Here is a 19327-nt window from a genome sequence, read left to right on the forward strand (position 1 = left end):
ATGAACCAGCACTGGGCTGGTCTTTACTGCAGGAACTGGTCGTAGCCGTCAGACTCAAGCTGGTCTGCCAGCTCGGCCCCGCCGGTCTTCACAACCTGGCCGTTAGCGAATACGTGCACGAAATCCGGCTGCACGTAGTTCAGGATGCGCTTGTAGTGGGTAATCATCAAGATGCCGCCATTGGTGTCATCCTGGTAGCGGTTGATGCCATCAGAAACGATGCGCAGCGCGTCAACGTCCAAGCCGGAGTCGGTCTCATCCATGACCGCGAACTTGGGCTTTAGGATGTCCAGCTGCATGACCTCGTGGCGCTTCTTCTCGCCACCGGAAAAGCCCTCGTTGACGGAGCGGGAGATGAAGGACTTATCAATCTTCAGGTTCTCGCGAGCCTCAGTAAGTTCCTTATTCCACTCGCGCAGCTTGGGGGCCTCGCCGCGGATGGAGGTCACGGCGGAGCGCATGAACTGCGATACCTTTACGCCCGGCACCTCGGTTGGGTACTGCATGGCCAAAAATAGGCCGGCGCGAGCGCGCTCGTCGACGGGCATGTCGAGGAGGTTTTCGCCATCGAGAAGCACCTCGCCCTCGGTGACCTCGTACTTCGGGTGACCAGCAATGGTGTAGGACAAGGTGGACTTGCCGGAGCCGTTAGGACCCATGATGGCGTGGATCTCGCCGGAGTTAATGGTGAGGTTGACGCCCTTGAGGATTTCCTTGGGCTCGCCGTTTTCTTCGTTCGGCAGAACCTGGGCGTGGAGATTCTTAATTTCCAGAGTAGACATAGTGTGTGGGTTTCCTTCTGTAAGTGCGTTAAGCGGAGATCTTTTCCAGTTCTTCGGAAATGCGGTTTTCCAGTTCCTCGGACAGGGATTGCACCGGGATGCGGTGGATGACCTCATTGAAGAAGCCACGAATGATGAGGCGACGAGCCTCTGCCTCCGGAATGCCGCGCGACATCAGGTAGAACAGCTCAATATCGTCAAAGCGTCCAACCGTTGCGGCGTGGCCGGCGCCGGTGATTTCACCGGTCTCAATCTCCAGGTTCGGGATAGCGTCAGCGCGCGCACCGTCCGTAAGGATGAGGTTATTATTCGTCTCATAGGTATCGGTGCCCTGTGCGTTGGAGCGGATAAGCACGTCTCCTACCCAGCAGGTACGAGCCTCGTTTTTCTTCTCACCCTGCAATGCGCCTTTGTACAGGACATTGGAGCGGCAATTCGGAACCGAGTGATCCACGAGCATGCGGTTTTCGAAGTACTGACCAGAATCGGCGAAGTACACGCCCAGCAACTCAGCGTCGCCGCCGGGAGCGGTGAAGTTCACGCGCGGGACAATGCGCACGACCTCGCCGCCGAAGATGGCGCAGTTATGGCGCAGCACGGCATCGCGCCCCACCTGTGCTACCTGGTTAGACAAGTGGACAGCATCGTTTTCCCAGTCGACGTCCACGATGACGGTCAGGTGTGCGCCATCGCCAAGGATGAACTCCACGTTATCCGCGTGGGTGCCGGAACCAACGTACTTCAGCACAACGGTGGCTTCTGCATGGTGACCGACCTCGATGGAGGTGGCACCGAAAGAGGTCACGTCCTCGCCCTTGCCCGTATAGGTAATGGTGATGGGATCTTCCACCTGCACCTCAGGGTCAATGGCTACCACTTGACCCTCGGGCATGGAGGTCCATGCCTGGGCGGCCACGCGGTCAGAAGGCTTGCCCACGCGGCCAAGACGCTCATCGTCACGGTCTACAGTCTCCGCAGAAACGCCTGGGTGCTCGCTTACCTTGACGTCCTGGGCAACCGCTTGAGCAAACTCCCCGTTGTGCAGGCCCCGCAGCTTGCGCAGGGAAACAAAGCGCCAGACCTCATCGCGGCCGTGCGGTACCGGGAAATCCTCCACGTTGGTAGAGGTAAAGACGTCACCCTTGGTGATCTTATCCGGATTGAATTCGTTCGAAGCGACCATTTCTTTAGCCGACCGATCCTTCCATTTGCAGTTCGATGAGGCGGTTGAGCTCGAGGGCGTACTCCATCGGCAGCTCCTTAGCAATCGGCTCAACGAAGCCACGCACGATCATTGCCATTGCTTCTTCTTCCGCAATGCCGCGGGACATGAGGTAGAACAGCTGCTCTTCAGAAACCTGTGAAACGGTTGCCTCGTGGCCCAACGTGACGTACTCGTTGCGGATGTCGTTATACGGGTATGTGTCCGAACGCGAGATATTGTCCACGAGCAAGGCATCGCATTCCACGTTGGACGTGGAGTGGTGCGCATTCTGGTTGACCTGCACCAAGCCGCGGTAAGCAGCGCGGCCGCCGGCGCGGGCAACGGACTTGGAGACGATATTGGAGGAGGTGTAGGGCGCCATGTGCGTCATCTTCGCACCGGTGTCCTGGAACTGTCCCTCGCCAGCGAAGGCGACGGAAAGTACCTCGCCCTTAGCGTGCGGTCCGGTCATCCACACGGCCGGGTACTTCATGGTGACCTTGGAGCCGATGTTGCCATCGACCCATTCCATGGTGCCGCCTTCTTCCACCTTGGTACGCTTGGTCACCAGGTTGTAGACGTTGCTGGACCAGTTCTGAATCGTCGTATAGCGGCAGCGGCCGCCCTTCTTCACGATGATCTCAACTACCGCGGAGTGCAGGGAGTCAGACTTGTAGATGGGCGCAGTGCAGCCTTCCACGTAGTGAACGTAGGCATCCTCATCCACGATGATGAGGGTGCGCTCGAACTGGCCCATGTTCTCGGTATTAATACGGAAGTAGGCCTGCAGCGGGATATCAACGTGCACGCCTTTCGGCACGTAAATGAAGGAGCCACCGGACCACACTGCGGAGTTGAGCGCGGAGAACTTATTGTCACCGGCAGGAATAACGGTGCCGAAGTGTTCCTTAAAAAGCTCCGGGTAATCGCGCAGCGCGGTATCAGTATCGACGAAGATAACGCCCTGGCTTTCCAGGTCCTCGCGAATCTGGTGGTAGACAACCTCAGACTCGTACTGTGCGGCCACGCCGGCAACCAAGCGCTGCTTTTCCGCCTCAGGGATGCCCAGCTTATCGTAGGTGGCCTTAATATCATCCGGGAGGTCGTCCCAGGTCTGCGCCTGCTCTTCGGTGGACTTGACGTAGTACTTGATCTGGTCAAAGTCGATGCCGGAGAGATCTGCGCCCCAAGAGGGAATAGGCTTCTTATCAAAGATATTCAGAGCCTTGAGACGCTGGTTCAGCATCCACTCGGGCTCGCCCTTCTTTGCGGAAATATCGCGGACAACGTCCTCGTTCAGGCCACGGGCGGCAGAAGCGCCGGCCGAGTCCGAGTCGTGCCAGCCGTACTCATACGCACCAATGGAATCGATGATCTCATCATCGGTCATCTTATTGTCAGGTGCCGATTGTGCTTGGGTCATGACTCGCTCCTTTCAGTATTAGTTTTGACAGGTGTCAAGGGGATATTCGTGGTACAAATTCCGTGGCCATCTGCGATAGACGCCAAAGGTTGTACGTGTTTGCCTAAGAGGGCGGAAAAGACTTCCTGCTCTGCCTCGCACAGTTCGGGATGCTCCGCCGCCACATGGGCAACCGGGCAGTGGTGTTGACAGATTTGCACTCCCTGGCCAGCGCGGTCCACGGTTGCGGCGTACCCGTGCTTATCCAGGGTTTCAGCCAGTTTGCGCGCTACTTCCTCGACCGATTCTTCCGCGTCCACGAAGGGACGCACATCGGCGATGATGCGCTCAAACCGAGCCTTAGCGAAGTTCTTTACAGCCTCTGAACCGCCCGCAGAGCGCAGCGCGGTCAACGCTTCAGAAGCTAATTCATCATAGGCGTGGCCAAATTGCGCACGCCCACGATCCGTCAGGCGGAAGTGCTTTGCCGGTCGCCCACGACCCGCTCCGGAGTGCATCCGCGAACGAGAAACTGGACGGCGCTCGACAACTTCCGTTAGTTCTTCTTCCACCAGAATGTCTAAATGCCGGCGGATCCCGGCGGTCGAAAGACCAAGGCGCTCACCCAGGTAAGAGGCGGTTACAGGGCCATCTTTAAGCAATAGCAGCAGTACCTGGCGGCGGGTATCACCATCCGTGGACCGCGATTCTTTCACCGCCACATGCGCCGCTGCCGCGCGCTGTGAGTTACCCATGCCCTAAAACCTCCCTTCCTTAGGTCAGTTGCCTGCAGCCACCGTGCTCCGTCGCGCCGGAATTGCCGTCGCTACGCAAGCGCCATAACTGCGCTTTCATCATTAGACAACACTAGTGTTCCTTAATTCATTCCGGAATGCCACCATTGCAGTCACCGGGCGTGGCGGCGGGGGTGAATTTCCCACCCCACGGTCCTCGCGTAAGGTCTTAAGCCATGAAAGGGAAACTACGGGGAGTGCTCGAGAGCGTAAAGGCGGAATTGCCACGCTTGGGCACCGCAGGTTCTCGTTCCGCGCAGCTGCATGCCGAAGGCACCGGCGCGCAAGCCGGGGATACTCGCTACGATTTCATCGCCCAGGCGCCAGAGGAACTGCAGCACACCACGGTCTCCCAAAAGCGCACCTTTTTCATCCTGCGGTGGGCCGGAACCGTCGGATCCCTCCTCATTGCCTTTGGCGCTTTGGGAGCAGGCGCGCTGCCTGTAGTGGGCAATCCTTATGACAATGTGCCCTTTGGCTCCCTCATGTCGCGTATGCTCCAGACCTCGTCTGCGCTCGTCATGGTGGGCGTGGGGCTTTTAGTTACGGCCTGGATTTTCCTCGCCCCCTTCGTGGGCACCCCGCTGCGCCAGGCGCGACCCGGCGAGCCCGCCAGCGATCGCTCCCGCCGGCTGGTCTCCCCACGCCAGCTGTGGATCACGTGGGCTGGGTGGGTTATCCCCCTCATTTTCACCGCACCCTTATTTACCCAAGACATCTATTCTTATTTGGCCAATGGCTCCATCGTGGCCCAAGGGATGGATCCCTATTCCGCCGGCCCTGTGCAGCTCTTGGGCGCTGGCAACGAGCTCGCGCGTTCCGTGCCGTTTATCTGGGCAAATTCACCGTCACCGTATGGACCTGTTGCCCTGGGGCTGGCGGCCATAGTCAGCATCGTCACCGGAAATTCCATTGTCTTAGGCGTCATTGCCCACCGCCTACTTTCCATCGTAGGAATCATCGTGGCCGGCTGGGCCATCACACAGCTTGCTCAGCGATGCCGCGTCTCCCCCGCCTCCGCACTATGGCTCGGCATCTTGAACCCGCTGACCGTCCTTCACCTCGTCGGCGGTATTCATAATGAATCCATCATGCTTGGATTGTCGTTGCTGGGCATGGAGCTTGGATTAAGGGGCATCGATAAGCTGGGGCAGGATAAAAGAGGGGCCTACTTAACGCTGATAGCCTCGGGAATTTTCCTATCCAGCGCCGGAATGGTCAAGGTCACCGGCTTTATTGGGCTCGGATTTATCGGCATGGCGTATGCCCGCCACCTACATGTGGAGACACGCGTGCCGCGCTGGCAGGCCTTATTCACGGCCATCGCCGTGCAGACTGCGGTGCTCATAGCCACCATTGCGCTCATCAGTCTCATCACAGGCATTAACCTCGGGTGGATTACCGGGCAAGGCGGCGCCGCCACGATTCGCTCTTGGCTTTCCCTATCTACGGCTGTGGGAGTGGGTGCGGGTTTCCTCGGGATGTTTTTAGGGCTTGGGGACCATACAGACGCCATATTGACCATCACCCGCAGTTTCGGTGTCTTGGTCGCAGTCGCTTTTATGGCCCGCATGCTGTATGCCACCCTGCGCGGATATATCCACCCCGTCGGCGGCTTGGGAATTTCTACCCTGGTACTCGTCATTTTCTTCCCGGTGGTCCACCCCTGGTACATCCTGTGGGCCGTTTTGCCGTTGGCGGCGTGGGCGAACCGGCACATCTTCCGGTTTAGCGTCGTTGCCTATACCGGTGCGATGAGCTTTTTCGTCCTGCCGCGTGGCTTAGGCCTACCTGCGGGAACGGTGCTTTCCATTTATATCGCCGCTGCCTGCACATTCGCCGTAGTGACCGGAGTGTGGTGGGTTGCTATGCGCCGAAATGGAATCCGTGTCTTAAACTAGGCACCCGTGAATGTAATTCCAGCCGATAGCCCCGCCCTGTCCTTGGATGGTGTGGTAAAGAAATTTGGCCCCACGGCAGCCGTCAATGGGCTCAGCCTGAGCGTTGCACATGGCGAAATATTCTGCCTGCTGGGGCCCAATGGTGCTGGCAAATCCACCACCATCGAAATGTCTGAAGGCTTTATACACCCCACCGCAGGTTCCATTAAGGTATTGGGCCTTAACCCCAGCACCGCACCAGATAAGGTGCGCGAAAAAGTGGGGATCATGCTACAAGGCGGCGGATCCTACTCAGGCATCCGCGTTCTAGAGATGTTGGAATTGACTGCTCGCTATAACGCCAATCCACTGTCACCGCAGTGGTTGCTCGAGACCCTCGGCTTGCAAGGCGTTGCGCGCACGTCCTACCGGCGCCTTTCCGGCGGGCAACAACAGCGGCTATCGCTCGCACTCGCGGTCATCGGCAGGCCAGAGCTGGTTTTCCTCGATGAACCCACCGCGGGCATGGACGCCCAATCCCGGCTCGCCGTATGGGATCTCATCCGCGCCCTCAAGCGCGACGGGGCCACCGTTATATTAACCACCCACCTGATGGATGAGGCTGAATCGCTGGCAGATCATATCGCCATCATGGATCACGGCGCGCTCGTGGCGCAGGGAACCCCGGCAGAACTTACCTCCCAGGGCGAGGGCGCCGGTTTTAGTTTTAGCGCCAACTCCGCAGTTGACTTGGACGCCTTGCAGCGAATTGGGATCCCCACGACCGCCTCGCGGCCGCTGCACTACAGGGTGAGCCAGCCCAGTTCGCCGGAACTGATTTCCGCCCTCGCCGCCGATCTCGCCCGGCAAGGCGTGCTTTTGCGAAGCCTGGAATCCCACCACCGGAACCTCGAGGAAGTATTCCTCGATCTCACAGGCAGGCACTTGCGCAGTTGATGAAGCCCTGTGTCCTGTCTTCATCCTAGAATCACCAGTACCTACAACCACCACTTTAAATTCTCAAGGAATAGGCCCCGAATATGAGCGCAACGTTTTCCCCCGGCACCTTCCGCCCGGCACCCAAACGAGCGAGTGCAGGCGCCATCATCCTTGCCCAAGGCGGCATGGAAGCCAAGCTCATGCTGCGCCACGGCGAGCAACAATTGCTCAGCATCATTATCCCGCTCGCCATCCTGATTGGGACCGCACACTTGGAATCCACCACCGGCCATGGTCTGCACGAGGTTTTTCCCATGGTGCTTGCGGTGGCGGCGACATCGGCTGGCTTTACCGGACAAGCCATTTCCCTGGCCTTTGACCGCCGCTACGGGGCCTTAAAGCGCACCGGCGCCTCCGGCGTACCGGCATGGGCGATTATCGGCGGCAAAATCATCGGCGTGTTGACGATGGTGGTATTCCAGATTCTCGTGCTCGGTGCCACGGCCTTTGCCTTGGGCCTGCGCATCAGTGCGCCCGGCATTCTGCTCATGATCGTCTCGCTCATTTTCGGCGTCGCCGCCTTTACCGCTATGGGTTTGGTGCTTGGCGGGACCCTTAGCTCTGAGGCCGTACTCGCGCTGGCTAACCTCATTTGGTTTATCCTTCTGGCGATCGTCGGCTGGGCCCTGTATTCCCAGGGCTTGGGCGATAATGGCCTGCTCAATATCGTTCCTACGGTGGCGCTAGCGGGCGCGCTTGCCGATGCCTCCAATTCCACCTTCCCCGGCATCGAGCTCATTTCCTTGACCGCGTGGCTGGCAGTGGCGTCGTATGCGGCCGTTCGTTGGTTCCGCTTCGACGGCTAAATGTGAGTTATACCCAGTTCCCCGCGAAATAGAGCCAAAGGTTTCGGCTCGCTACACACCCCCTAGTAAGATGCACCTTGTGAATTACTGGACCAGAACTAAACGCTTTTTTAAAGAAGCCGTCCCTACCGTGGAGCAACAGCGACTTATCGCGCTGATCCTGATCTTCTGCCAAGGCGGCATCACCGTATCTGGTTCCATCGTCCGCGTCACCGGTTCCGGCCTTGGCTGCCCCACCTGGCCCCAATGCCAGCCTGGTTCCTTGGTGCCGGTCGAAGGCGCAGCCCCGGCAATCCACCAGATCATTGAATTTGGTAACCGCCTGCTCACCTTTGTTGATTCCGCCGCCGCCGGCGCGGCAGTCATCGCCATGTATATGGCCTGCCGCCGCCCTGAGCTCAGGGTCTATGCATGGCTTAACGTGGCCGGCATCGTCCTGCAGGCCGTCATCGGCGGCATCTCCGTGCACCTAGATCTGCGCTGGTGGTCCGTGGCGCTTCACTTCCTGCCCTCCATGGTGCTGGTGTGGCTTGCCTGCATGTTGTACGCCCGCATCAAAGAACCCGATGATGGCACCGCACAGCCGCGGTTCCCACAAGCTATTCGCATCCTCGCCGTCATCGCGACCATCGCCCTCTCCATCGTCCTGATCACCGGGACGATGGTGACCGGTTCCGGCGTCCACTCCGGCGACTCCGGCGTGGGAATGGACGGCCGCTTGGATGTGGATACCGAATCCATGGCCATCGCCCACGCGATGTGCATGTACGTTTACCTCATCTTTACCGCCATCACCGTCTTCCTGCTGTACAAGCACCGCACCCCGCAGGAGACCAAGAAGACCGGGTGGGTCCTTATCGTCTGCATCCTCATCCAGTGGGCCGTCGGCGTCTTGCAGTTCTACCTGGGCGTGCCGCGGTGGACGGTCCCCTTCCACATCGGTATGTCCGCCGTGGTCACCGGCTTTACCGCCCTGCTCTGGGCACACGGGCGCCACCGCGTCGGCGGCACGCCGGACCTCATCTCAGGCTCTCCCGCCGGCGACGATAAATACGCCGTTCGCCAGCAATCATTAAATGAGGAACGCGCCGCCGTTTAGGATTTAGGCAGCACCATTTTTCTGCAGCTTCTGGGCTTTGTGGGATAGCATGGCCTTATGCATGCTATCCAGATCACAGAAACGGGCGGGCCGGAAGTCCTGCGCTACGCCGAGGTTCCTGCGCCCACGCCCGCTGAGGACGAGGTCTTAGTCGATGTCACCGTAGCGGGCGTGAACTATATCGACACCTACTACCGCGAGGGTATCTATAACGCCCAGACGCCCTTTATCCCTGGCTTTGAGGGAACGGGGCGCGTTGTCCACGATCCCAAGGGGGAAATTGCGGAAGGCACCTTGGTGGCATGGCACCACGCCTTTGGTTCCTATGCCGAGCAGGTCTGCGTCCCCCGGAATGGCCTTGTCGCCGTACCGGATGATTTCCCCACCGAGATCGCTGCCTCCATGCTGCTACAGGGCATGACCGCCCACTTCCTTTCCCACGGCGTGTATGAGCTTGGCGAAGGCGCCACGTGTCTCATCACCGCTGGTGCGGGCGGCGTGGGCCAGCTGTTGACCCAAATGGCTTCCTCTTTGGGCGCTACGGTCTACACGGTCGTCTCCACCGATGAAAAGGAAGAGATCTCGTACAAGTGCGGCGCCGACCACGTCTTCCGCTACAACGATTGTCTGGGCGAGCAGGTTCGCCGGTTTAATGGCGGCCGCGGCGTCGATGTGGTCTATGACGGCGTGGGGCAATCCACCTTCTTCGAATCGCTCGAGGCCGTTCGCCCGCGCGGCACCGTCGCACTCTTTGGCGCCGCTTCTGGCCCGGTTGAGCCCATCGATCCCCAGCTGCTCAATAAGCATGGCTCCATCTTCTTGACCCGGCCTTCGCTCGGCGCGTGGACGGCGCAAGAGGGCGAATTCCAGATGCGCGCGCAAGCAGTCGTCCAGGCCGTCATGGACGGAGACCTCAAGTTCAACGTATCGGCCTCCTATCCCTTGAAGGAAGCAGAGCAGGCCCACCGCGATCTACAATCGCGCAGCACCACCGGTTCTATTGTTCTGCGGGTAAAGCAGGACTAATGCAGAAAGAAGCGCGAGCCACGAAGGCTCGCGCTTCAGCATGCTACTGGGATCTAAAACAGGGTGGCGGACCAACCAAGCATCCGGCCGATTGGCTCCCAGCCCAAGACGGCATCGATGGACAGGCCAATAAAGAGTACCGATAGGTAGTTATTTGAATAGATAAACAGGCGCATGGGTTTTACCTTTGCGCCTTTCTTTACGCCTTGGTGCAGGCGGATGGCTAGCCATAAGAAGACCGCGCCAGAAGTTACGGCGGCGATGAGGTAAATCCACGATGCCGCGGGAACGATAAGCAGCGTGACGATGACCGTGCCGACGGAATACCACACAATCTGGCGGGTTACCTCTTGTTCCGTTGCCACTACCGGCAGCATCGGCACCCCAGCCTTGCGGTAATCTTCCTTGTATTTCATGGCCAAGGCCCAAGTGTGTGGCGGGGTCCAGAAAAAGATAATAAGGAATAGGACTATTGCCTGCCACCAGCGGTCGGGCTCGCCTGCTGGCGCGTTATCGCGGATGACTGCCCAGCCCACCATGGCCGGCATGCACCCCGCTAAACCGCCCCACACGATGTTTTGGGCATTGCGCATCTTCAAAAACTTGGTGTAGACGAAGACGTAGAAAAAGTTCGTCAGAATGACGAAGAACGCCGCCAACCAAGAATTGGCCAGGATTCCCAGCCAAAGCACCGAAACCACGAGCATGATCCAGGCGAAAATCGCCGCATTCCGCTTCGAAATCGTGGCGCGCACTAGCGGCCGCGCGCGGGTGCGTTGCATCTTCTGGTCAATTTCATAATCGACCACGTTATTAAAGGTATGGGCGGCCGCAGCGCCCATCCATCCGCCGAAAATGGTGGAAATGATGAGCCAGATATTTTCAGAAACCGCCTCAACGCCCCGTTGTGCTTGGAGCATCGCCGGAATTGCGGCCACGAGGAGGAGTTCAATAATCCTCGGCTTCGTTAGCGCAAAATAGGCCTTGATGGTCTCCAAGGAATTCCTCCACTATCTGAACAGACGTTGATCTACAGCACACACGCTACACAGTGCGGTATGCCCACGGTGTAGTGGTCGCACACCCCGGCACAAAAGTTCCGGAGAATTAATTCACACTATGGCTTACATTTAAAATGCGCTACACATGGATCGTATCAATGCAGCGGAAATGCAGAGAGTAACTAATGCTGTGCCGTACACCGCTTAGCCATGCCAGCTTACCGGTTCCCCGCGGCTTTCAATAATTCCGCACCGCCGTCAAAAAAGTAACTAGACTGTGTGGAGTTCAGTAATTAACGCCTAGATTTAAGCGAGGCCTTATACCGTGTCGAAAGATAATTTGTCCCCAGACCTGCAAGCTATGGTCGAGCGCCGTTATCCGGACGACTGGACAGACACTGATACTCGCGCGGTCGACACTGTGCGCGTGCTTGCTGCCGATGCCGTCCAAAACTGCGGCTCCGGACACCCGGGCACGGCGATGTCGCTGGCTCCCCTCGCCTATACGCTCTACCAGCGCGTTATCAATCACGACCCCAATGACGTGAATTGGGCAGGCCGCGACCGCTTCGTATTGTCTGTCGGCCACTCTTCCCTGACCCTTTACATCCAGCTCTTCTTGGGTGGATTCGGTTTGGAGATGAAAGATCTCGAGCAGCTCCGCACCTGGGGCTCCCTTACCCCTGGCCACCCTGAGGTGCACCACACCGATGGCGTGGAGATCACCACCGGCCCACTCGGCCAGGGTCTGGCATCTTCGGTAGGTATGGCGATGGCCGCCCGCAAAGAGCGCGGCCTCTTCGATCCTGAGGCACCAGTCGGCCAATCCCCCTTCGATCATTACGTCTACACCATTGCCTCCGACGGCGACCTGCAGGAAGGCGTAACCGCTGAGGCATCGTCTTTGGCTGGTACCCAGAAGCTGGGCAACCTGATTGTCTTCTGGGATGACAACCGCATTTCCATCGAGGATGACACCAATATCGCCTTCAATGAGGACGTCGCTGCGCGCTATGAGGCATACGGCTGGCACGTCCAGACCGTTGAGTCCGGCGAGGACGTCGTTGCCATTGAAGAGGCAGTGCGCAATGCACAGCAGGAAACAGAGCGCCCCTCCTTCATCCGCGTGAAGACAGTCATTGGCTACCCTGCCCCGACCAAGATGAACACCGGCGGCGTCCACGGCGCCGCGCTTGGCGATGACGAAGTTGCCGCCACCAAGGAAGTCCTCGGCTTCGACCCAGAAAAGACCTTCCACATTGATGATGAGGTCTTGGCCCACACCCGCAAGCTGCGCGATCGTGGCGCTGAAAAGCACGCGCAGTGGCAAGAGAAGTTCGACGCGTGGGCAGCGGACAACGCCGAAAATAAGGCGCTCTTTGACCGCATGAGCGCCCGCGAATTGCCGGAGAACTTCGATGCCGAGCTCCCCGCATGGGAGCCAGGGGATGCGATTGCCACCCGTAAGGCCTCTGAGGCGACCATTCAGGCGCTGGCCGCCGCTTTGCCCGAAATGTGGGGCGGATCGGCCGACCTGGCGGGGTCCAATAACACCGTGATTAAGGGCGCGGATTCCTTCGGCCCTGAAAACATCACCACCAATAAGTGGTCCGCACAGCCTTATGGCCGCAACCTTCACTTTGGCATCCGCGAGCACGCGATGTCCGCCATCATGAACGGCATCGCCCTCCACGGAAATACCCGCGTATATGGCGGTACATTCCTGATCTTCTCCGAGTATCAGTACCCTGCCGTGCGCCTCGGCTCGCTGATGTCTACCGATACCTACTACGTGTGGACGCACGATTCCATTGGTTTGGGCGAAGACGGCCCTACCCACCAGCCGGTAGAAACCCTGTCAGCCTTGCGCGCCATTCCGAATTTGTCCGTCATCCGGCCTGCCGATGCCAATGAAACCGCGCAAGCTTGGGCCGCAGCGATGGAATACAAGGCAGCCCCGAAGGGCCTTGCGCTCAGCCGCCAGAACCTCCCCATCTTGGAAGGCACCAAGGAAAAGGCACACGATGGCGTTCGCCGCGGTGCCTACACCTTGGTCGCAGGCTCCAAGGATGAGCCCGATGTCATCTTGCTGGCCACCGGCTCGGAGGTACAGCTAGCCGTCGAGGCCGCCCAGCAGCTCGAAAGCGAAGGCACGGCCGCTCGCGTGGTATCCGCGCCGTGCCTGGAGTGGTTCGACGAGCAGGACGCAGAGTACCGCGAATCGGTTCTGCCCAGCAGCGTGAGGGCCCGCGTTTCCGTCGAGGCCGGCCTCGCTCAGTCCTGGCACAAGTACACTGGTACTTTCGGCCGCAACGTCTCCCTAGAGCACTACGGGGCCTCCGCTCCCGGCGATGAGCTCTTCGAAAAGTTTGGCTTTACCTCTGCTGCGGTGGCCGATGCCGCACGCGAGAGCATCGCCGAAGCCCAAAGCTAAGCCCCACCTCACCGACGCTAAAAGGAATGACTATGAACAACATTTCTGAACTTGCCCAATTGGGCACCTCCACGTGGCTCGATGATCTCTCGCGCCAGCGCTTGGAATCCGGAAACTTGAAGGAGATTATTTCCTCCAAGTCCATCGTGGGCGTAACCACCAACCCGGCCATCTTCGCCACCGCCATGACCAGCGGCACGGCCTATGACGAAGACCTGGCGGCCTTGAAGGAGAAGAACGCTTCGGCCGATGAAGCCGTCTACTCCCTGGCCATTACGGACGTACAAAACGCCTGTGACCTTTTTGCCGATATCTATGCTGAGACCGACGGCCAGGATGGCCGCGTATCCATCGAGGTGGATCCGCGCATCTCCGACGATGCCGCGGCAACTCTCAAGCAGGCCCGCGAACTGTGGGACCAGGTGGCCCGCCCCAATGCGATGATCAAGATTCCGGCTACCAAGGGCTCCCTCCCCGCTATCGAGGATGCCTTGGCAGAGGGAATCAGCGTCAATGTCACCCTGATCTTCTCGGTGTCTCGCTACCGCGAGGTCATCGCCGCATTCCGGGCCGGGCTCAAGCGCGCGGCTGATAATGGCAAAGACGTTACCAAGATTCACTCGGTCGCATCGTTCTTCGTCTCCCGCCTAGATACGGAAGTTGATAAGCGCTTGGAGGCTATCGGTTCCGATGAGGCCCTGTCCCTCCGCGGCAAGGCCGGTGTTGCCAACGCGCAGCGTGCCTACGCCCTCTTCCAAGAGGAATTGCTCGGTGATAACGGCCTCCCCGAAGGCGCGCCCGTACAGCGTCCACTGTGGGCTTCCACCGGCGTGAAAAACCCCGACTACCCAGCAACGCTGTACGTGACCGAGCTGGCTGGCCCGCACACGGTAAATACCATGCCGGAAAAGACCATTGATGCGGTACTGCAGGAGGGTGGATTCCACGGCGATACCCTCTCCACCGCCGGCGAAGAAGCCGAGAAGGTCTTCTCCCAGCTCGAATCGGTGGGCATTGACCTAGAAGATGTCTTCGCGGTCCTCGAGCGCGAGGGCGTGGATAAGTTCGTCGCCGCGTGGAATGACCTCCTTGATTCCCTCAAACAACGACTCGCGTAAACTACGACCGTGGTCCTAGCCCCGCCGGATAGCCGGCGGGGCATTATGCCGCCACTAGTTGAAAGACTACTTAGCTTTTCCCTCCAGGAAGGATAATCCGTGACGGACTCAGCCGCTTGGGTCAATCCCTTGCGTAATGCCGCCGATAAACGATTGCCACGCATCGCGGGCCCCGCGGGCATGGTCATCTTTGGTGTGACCGGCGATTTAGCTTTCAAAAAGCTCCTGCCGGCCATCTATGACCTTGCCAGCCGCGGTCTCTTGCCCGCTGGCTTCACGCTCGTCGGCTATGGCCGCAGGGACTGGGATAACGCGGACTTCTGCGATTATTTCCGCAGCGCGGTAGAAGCCGGTGCCCGCACTGACTTTAACCACGACGTGTGGGAGCACTTATCCCAAGGAATCGAGTTCGTGCAAGGCTCCTTCGACGATGAGGGCTTCGACAAGCTTTCTGCGCGGTTGGCCGAGCTGGATAAAGCCCGCGGCACGGGAAGCAACTGGGCATACTACCTTTCGGTGCCGCCAGAGTTTTTCTCCGATATCTGCCACCAATTGGAACGCGTGGGCATGGCCAATTCCATGGAGGACTCGTGGCGCCGAGTGATCATCGAAAAGCCGTTTGGCCACGACCAGGAATCTGCGCGCGAGCTCAATGAGATCGTCAACGCGGTCTTCCCAGAATCTGCTGTCTTCCGCATCGATCACTACCTGGGTAAAGAGACCGTGCAAAACATCATGGCGCTGCGGTTTGCTAACCAGATTTTTGAGCCGATGTGGAACGCGCACTATATCGACCACGTGCAAATCACCATGGCCGAAGATATTGGGCTTGGCGGCCGCGCTGGCTATTATGACGGAATCGGCGCGGCCCGAGACGTCATTCAGAACCACCTCCTGCAGCTGCTCGCCCTCGTGGCAATGGAAGAGCCTTCCTCCTTTGAACCGGAGGCGCTGCGCGCTGAAAAGGTCAAGGTGCTGCGCGCTACGCAGCCGGTCCATCCGCTCAATAAAACCACCGCCCGTGGCCAGTACACCGCTGGCTGGCAGGGCTCGGAATACGTGAAGGGCTTGCGTGAGGAGGAGGGCTTCGATCCCGCCTCCACTACTGAGACCTATGCGGCGTGCACGTTGGAGGTCAACTCTCGGCGCTGGGGAGGCGTGCCTTTCTACCTGCGCACCGGAAAGCGCTTGGGGCGTCGAGTCACCGAGATCGCCTTGGTCTTCAAGGCCGCACCGAACCAGCCCTTTGTCGATGGCGAAACCGATGCCCTCGGCCAAAATGCCGTGGTCATCCGCGTTCAGCCCGATGAGGGCGTGACCATGCGCTTTGGCTCAAAGGTCCCGGGCTCCACCATGGAAGTCCGCGATGTGAATATGGACTTCGCCTACGCCGAGGCCTTTACCGAGGAGTCCCCGGAGGCCTATGAGCGCCTCATCTTGGATGCGCTCCTCGATGAATCATCCCTGTTTCCCACTAATGAGGAAGTCGAGCTATCGTGGTCCATTTTGGATCCGATCCTCGATTATTGGTCCAAGCATGGTGAGCCCGAAGATTATAAGGCGGGCACCTGGGGGCCCACTTCAGCCGATAAGATGCTGCGCCGCCGGGGCCATTCCTGGCGCCGCCCATAGAAGGGACGTAGTCAATGATTATCCCATTGCCTAATACCACCACCGGTGAAATTGCCAAGAAGCTTGTCGATGCCCAGGAGCATTACACCCGCACCACGGGCCGGGTGCTCACCCTCATCGTTGAGGCACAAGAAGGCGACGATCTCGAGCAAATCCTTGCCTCTGTGCGCGATGCCTCTCATGAGCACCCCTCCCGCGTGCTCGTCGTGGTCCCCGGCGATCCAAATACTGATACCCAGCTCGATGCCCAGCTCCGCGTCGGTGGCGAGGCCGGTGCGTCCGAGACCGTCGTCATGCAATTGCACGGGGCGCTGGCGGATCAAGCCGAGTCCGTGCTCACCCCGCTCTTGCTGCCGGATACCCCGCTGGTTGCGTGGTGGCCGAACCTGTGCCCGCAGGTTCCCTCCGAAAGCCCCGTGGGCAAGTTGGCGCAGCGCCGCATCACCAACGTGGCGCATAAAGGCACCGTGGGCGAGCAGGATCTGCGCGCGCTTTCTAATGGCTACTCCCCCGGCGATTCCGATATGTCCTGGGCCTCCATTACCTTGTGGCGCGGCGTCGTCGCATCGGCACTCGACCACCATCCCCATGAAAAGGTGCTATCGGTAGAGGTCGCCGGCCCCGCCGGGCATCCCGCGCCAAACTTCGCTGCGGGGTGGCTGCTTGACCGCCTGAGCGTCCCGGTACAGCGCATGGCCGAGGAAGCTAATAGTGACTATTTCCCGGTTACCCACCTGCGCTTTAACCGGGAGACGACCCACGTCGATGTGGATGTCGTGGATGAGCGCACCGTGCGGGTGCGCGTGCCTGGTACGCCAGACTCGCTGGTCAGCTTGAGCCCGCGCACGCAAACCGAAATCCTCTCCGAGGAATTGCGGCACCTCGACGCCGATAAAACTTATGCTCAGGCGCTGCGTGCTCTGGGAGAAGTAGACTACAGTAAGCTTTAATAGCGCACTTGCTCATACCGATTCTTTGCAAAGGATTCTGATACCGAATGGTAACGCTTCACCGCGTCAGCGATGTAGATGACCTTATTTCCCAAGCCGCACTCAAATTTATTGAGACCATCGCCGGTATTCAGGCCGGCAATGGTGGCCTCCATGGTGACGGCGTGGCAAGAGTCGTACTAACTGGCGGGGGCGCAGGAATTGGGCTCCTGCACGAGCTCGCGCGCTTGGACTTCGCCGCCCAGCAGCAAGGCGAGAACTACCCTGCCCTGCGCATCGATTGGTCCCGCGTGCACATCTTCTTTGGCGATGAGCGCAATGTCCCGGTCAGCGACCCAGATTCCAACGAAGGCCAAGCGCGTTCCGCGCTGCTCGATCACGTGGATATCCCGGATCAGAATATCCACGGTTTCGACCTCGGTGCGGTCTCCATGGAGGCGGCCGCAAATGCCTACGAGCCAGAGTTGAAGGACTTCGCACCTTTAGGCTTCGATCTACACCTTTTGGGCATGGGCGCAGAAGGCCACATTAACTCCATGTTCCCCCACTCTCCTGCCATCCGTGAGCAGGAAGAACTCGCGGTACCGGTACACGATTCGCCGAAGCCGCCCAGCGAGCGCATCACCCTGACGCTGCCGGCGGTCAACAGGTCTGAGCGCGTCTGGCTCTTGGTTGCCGGGGAGGAAAAGGCCGCTGCCGCAAAGAACATCGTTGACGGCGTCGACGCTGAAGAGTGCCCGGCCGCTGGTGCGCAAGGGACGAAGGAAACGATCCTCTTCCTTGCAGACGATGCCGCGCAGGAGCTGTAAAGCCAGCAGCGCCGGCACCGCCGCTTAACGCATACAGCGCCGGTACCTCGGTCCCTTCTTGCGAAAGGTTAAGGGACTGACGTACCGGCGCTGTTTTGCGCGGTTGGCCGCCGCTAGCGGTTAGCGGGGGCCTGCTGCGTGCTTCCTAGGAAGCGTAGGCCTGGATAAGGTTAAGGCCAACGATGCAGGCCAACCAGATAATCACCATGACGACGGTATAGCGGTCTAGGTTCTTTTCCACCACGGTCGAACCGGACAGGTTCGATTGCACGCCGCCGCCGAAAAGGCTAGACAGGCCGCCGCCTTTGCCCTTGTGTAAAAGCACAAAGATGGACATCAAAATAGCTGAAATTAGCAAAATGATTTCCAGTGCTAAGACCATGAGGTTCTTCCTTTTCTCAACGTGCGCCCAGTGGCACCTTCGATGTACTACCGAAAGTCACGCTAGCCACCGGCGCGAAGTACTTACCGGCTTTGCCTACGCAAAGCAATCACAAGGGCCTACTGTACACCATGCCGCGGGCGGGACTCACCCCAACCCGCGGCACAACAGTTACCTTGTGATGGTTGTTAACGCATGTTAACTAACGGCATTAGCGGCATTGGCGGCCAACTTGGCAAAGTCCTCTCCTACCAAGGAAGCACCGCCAATCAGGCCACCGTCCACGTCCGGCTTGCTGACGATATCAGCAACGGAATCGACCTTCACGGAACCGCCGTACAGGATGCGGATGCCCTCGGCGACCTCGTCGCCTGCAAGCTCCTTGACCAAGCCGCGGATTGCAGCACATACTTCCTGCGCGTCATCAGCGGAGGCAACCTTGCCGGTGCCGATGGCCCACACGGGCTCGTAGGCGATAACCGTCTTGGATAGCTGCTCGGCGCTCAGTCCCTGCAGGGAATCGCGGGTCTGGTTCACCACGTAGTCAACGTGGGTGCCGGCTTCGCGCACATCGAGTGGCTCGCCCACGCAGACGATCGGGCTGATGCCATTGTCCAGGGCCGCTGCGGCCTTTTCAGCGACCAGCTGGTCGGTTTCGCCGTGGTATTCGCGGCGCTCGGAGTGGCCGACGACTGCCCAGCTGCAGCCCAGCTTGCTCAGCATCTGACCGGATACCTCACCGGTGTAGGCGCCGGACTCGTGCTTGGAGATGTCCTGCGCACCGTAGGTGATCTTCAGCTTATCGCCCTCAACGAGGGTCTGAATGGTGCGGATATCGGTAAATGGAACCATGTAGGCTACATCAACCTTGTCGTAGTAATCCTCCGGCAGGGAGAAAGCAAACTTTTGAACGGAGCCGATGGCCTCAATGTGATCGAGGTTCATCTTCCAGTTGCCAGCAATAAGTGGTGTACGTGCCATGATTAATCCTTTCTGTGTACGCCTATAT

17 protein-coding genes are annotated in these 19327 nt (G+C 59.2%); 10 read left to right on the forward strand and 7 right to left on the reverse strand.

What is annotated here, in order from left to right; genetic code table 11:
* Window positions 1-23: 23 nt before the first annotated feature.
* From sufC to ACLI1Q_RS06750, 4 genes are read right to left on the reverse strand one after another with little or no spacing between them, the layout of a single operon-like run.
* Window positions 24-782: a Fe-S cluster assembly ATPase SufC gene (gene sufC / locus ACLI1Q_RS06735; protein WP_005279139.1), complete on the reverse strand. Its 759-nt coding sequence runs from the start codon at window positions 780-782 to the stop codon at window positions 24-26.
* A 28-nt stretch (window positions 783-810) separates the two neighbouring features.
* Window positions 811-1965 (reverse strand): Fe-S cluster assembly protein SufD, encoded by a 1155-nt coding sequence (sufD, locus tag ACLI1Q_RS06740; RefSeq protein ID WP_239268174.1) that lies wholly within the window; start codon window positions 1963-1965, stop codon window positions 811-813.
* Window positions 1966-1969: 4 nt separating this feature from the next.
* Window positions 1970-3409 (reverse strand): Fe-S cluster assembly protein SufB, encoded by a 1440-nt coding sequence (sufB, locus tag ACLI1Q_RS06745; protein ID WP_005283048.1) that lies wholly within the window; start codon window positions 3407-3409, stop codon window positions 1970-1972.
* On the reverse strand, window positions 3406-4143 hold the full coding sequence (locus ACLI1Q_RS06750; protein WP_239268176.1) for a helix-turn-helix transcriptional regulator: 738 nt from the start codon (window positions 4141-4143) through the stop codon (window positions 3406-3408). The genes sufB and ACLI1Q_RS06750 overlap by 4 nt, the downstream gene beginning before the upstream one ends.
* Window positions 4144-4358: 215 nt before the next feature.
* Here ACLI1Q_RS06750 and mptB point away from each other — a divergent pair, with 215 nt between their 5' ends.
* The 5 genes from mptB to ACLI1Q_RS06775 all read left to right on the forward strand — a co-directional run bounded on the left by mptB (window position 4359) and on the right by ACLI1Q_RS06775 (window position 9992).
* A complete protein-coding gene (gene mptB / locus ACLI1Q_RS06755; RefSeq protein ID WP_239268178.1) occupies window positions 4359-6083 on the forward strand; it encodes a polyprenol phosphomannose-dependent alpha 1,6 mannosyltransferase MptB in 1725 nt (574 codons plus the stop codon).
* Window positions 6084-6089: 6 nt separating this feature from the next.
* The gene (locus ACLI1Q_RS06760) at window positions 6090-7019 is read left to right on the forward strand and encodes an ABC transporter ATP-binding protein (RefSeq protein ID WP_239268180.1); all 930 of its coding nucleotides are present in this window, start codon (window positions 6090-6092) and stop codon (window positions 7017-7019) included.
* Window positions 7020-7102: 83 nt separating this feature from the next.
* Complete coding sequence (locus ACLI1Q_RS06765; RefSeq protein WP_239268182.1) at window positions 7103-7867, forward strand: ABC transporter permease; 765 nt, start codon at window positions 7103-7105, stop codon at window positions 7865-7867.
* A 70-nt stretch (window positions 7868-7937) separates the two neighbouring features.
* The gene (locus ACLI1Q_RS06770; protein WP_239268184.1) at window positions 7938-8966 is read left to right on the forward strand and encodes a COX15/CtaA family protein; all 1029 of its coding nucleotides are present in this window, start codon (window positions 7938-7940) and stop codon (window positions 8964-8966) included.
* A 57-nt stretch (window positions 8967-9023) separates the two neighbouring features.
* Entirely contained in the window at window positions 9024-9992 is a 969-nt protein-coding gene (locus ACLI1Q_RS06775; protein ID WP_239268186.1) for a quinone oxidoreductase family protein, read from the forward strand.
* 53 nt (window positions 9993-10045) lie between these two features.
* On the opposite strand, the gene ACLI1Q_RS06780 is transcribed toward ACLI1Q_RS06775, so the two are convergent.
* Complete coding sequence (locus tag ACLI1Q_RS06780; RefSeq protein WP_239268188.1) at window positions 10046-10990, reverse strand: heme o synthase; 945 nt, start codon at window positions 10988-10990, stop codon at window positions 10046-10048.
* A 364-nt stretch (window positions 10991-11354) separates the two neighbouring features.
* Here ACLI1Q_RS06780 and tkt point away from each other — a divergent pair, with 364 nt between their 5' ends.
* The 5 genes from tkt (at window position 11355) to pgl (ending at window position 17936) form a co-directional block, all read left to right on the forward strand.
* Window positions 11355-13427 (forward strand): transketolase, encoded by a 2073-nt coding sequence (gene tkt / locus ACLI1Q_RS06785; protein ID WP_239268305.1) that lies wholly within the window; start codon window positions 11355-11357, stop codon window positions 13425-13427.
* Window positions 13428-13459: 32 nt separating this feature from the next.
* A complete protein-coding gene (gene tal / locus ACLI1Q_RS06790; RefSeq protein WP_239268190.1) occupies window positions 13460-14545 on the forward strand; it encodes a transaldolase in 1086 nt (361 codons plus the stop codon).
* Between the two features lie 99 nt (window positions 14546-14644).
* Window positions 14645-16177, forward strand: a complete 1533-nt coding sequence (zwf, locus tag ACLI1Q_RS06795) for a glucose-6-phosphate dehydrogenase (RefSeq protein ID WP_237800863.1) — start codon at window positions 14645-14647, stop codon at window positions 16175-16177.
* A 14-nt stretch (window positions 16178-16191) separates the two neighbouring features.
* Window positions 16192-17127: a glucose-6-phosphate dehydrogenase assembly protein OpcA gene (locus tag ACLI1Q_RS06800; RefSeq protein ID WP_239268192.1), complete on the forward strand. Its 936-nt coding sequence runs from the start codon at window positions 16192-16194 to the stop codon at window positions 17125-17127.
* A gap of 47 nt (window positions 17128-17174) precedes the next feature.
* Complete coding sequence (gene pgl, locus ACLI1Q_RS06805) at window positions 17175-17936, forward strand: 6-phosphogluconolactonase (RefSeq protein WP_239268194.1); 762 nt, start codon at window positions 17175-17177, stop codon at window positions 17934-17936.
* 145 nt (window positions 17937-18081) lie between these two features.
* On the opposite strand, the gene secG is transcribed toward pgl, so the two are convergent.
* Entirely contained in the window at window positions 18082-18318 is a 237-nt protein-coding gene (gene secG, locus ACLI1Q_RS06810; RefSeq protein ID WP_005279116.1) for a preprotein translocase subunit SecG, read from the reverse strand.
* 198 nt (window positions 18319-18516) lie between these two features.
* Window positions 18517-19299, reverse strand: coding sequence for a triose-phosphate isomerase (gene tpiA, locus ACLI1Q_RS06815; protein ID WP_239275225.1), 783 nt, complete (start codon window positions 19297-19299; stop codon window positions 18517-18519).
* Window positions 19300-19327: the final 28 nt, after the last annotated feature.

It is taken from the genome of Corynebacterium limaceinasi (assembly GCF_046717465.1).
GTDB lineage: Bacteria > Actinomycetota > Actinomycetes > Mycobacteriales > Mycobacteriaceae > Corynebacterium.

Coding starts and splice junctions, on each gene's coding strand:
- sufC (WP_005279139.1), bottom strand. CDS start 782: ATGTCTACTCTGGAAATTAAGAATCTCCACGCCCAGGTTCTGCCGAAC.
- sufD (WP_239268174.1), bottom strand. CDS start 1,965: ATGGTCGCTTCGAACGAATTCAATCCGGATAAGATCACCAAGGGTGAC.
- sufB (WP_005283048.1), bottom strand. CDS start 3,409: ATGACCCAAGCACAATCGGCACCTGACAATAAGATGACCGATGATGAG.
- ACLI1Q_RS06750 (WP_239268176.1), bottom strand. CDS start 4,143: ATGGGTAACTCACAGCGCGCGGCAGCGGCGCATGTGGCGGTGAAAGAA.
- mptB (WP_239268178.1), top strand. CDS start 4,359: ATGAAAGGGAAACTACGGGGAGTGCTCGAGAGCGTAAAGGCGGAATTG.
- ACLI1Q_RS06765 (WP_239268182.1), top strand. CDS start 7,103: ATGAGCGCAACGTTTTCCCCCGGCACCTTCCGCCCGGCACCCAAACGA.
- ACLI1Q_RS06770 (WP_239268184.1), top strand. CDS start 7,938: ATGCACCTTGTGAATTACTGGACCAGAACTAAACGCTTTTTTAAAGAA.
- ACLI1Q_RS06775 (WP_239268186.1), top strand. CDS start 9,024: ATGCATGCTATCCAGATCACAGAAACGGGCGGGCCGGAAGTCCTGCGC.
- tkt (WP_239268305.1), top strand. CDS start 11,355: ATGGTCGAGCGCCGTTATCCGGACGACTGGACAGACACTGATACTCGC.
- tal (WP_239268190.1), top strand. CDS start 13,460: ATGAACAACATTTCTGAACTTGCCCAATTGGGCACCTCCACGTGGCTC.
- ACLI1Q_RS06800 (WP_239268192.1), top strand. CDS start 16,192: ATGATTATCCCATTGCCTAATACCACCACCGGTGAAATTGCCAAGAAG.
- pgl (WP_239268194.1), top strand. CDS start 17,175: ATGGTAACGCTTCACCGCGTCAGCGATGTAGATGACCTTATTTCCCAA.
- secG (WP_005279116.1), bottom strand. CDS start 18,318: ATGGTCTTAGCACTGGAAATCATTTTGCTAATTTCAGCTATTTTGATG.
- tpiA (WP_239275225.1), bottom strand. CDS start 19,299: ATGGCACGTACACCACTTATTGCTGGCAACTGGAAGATGAACCTCGAT.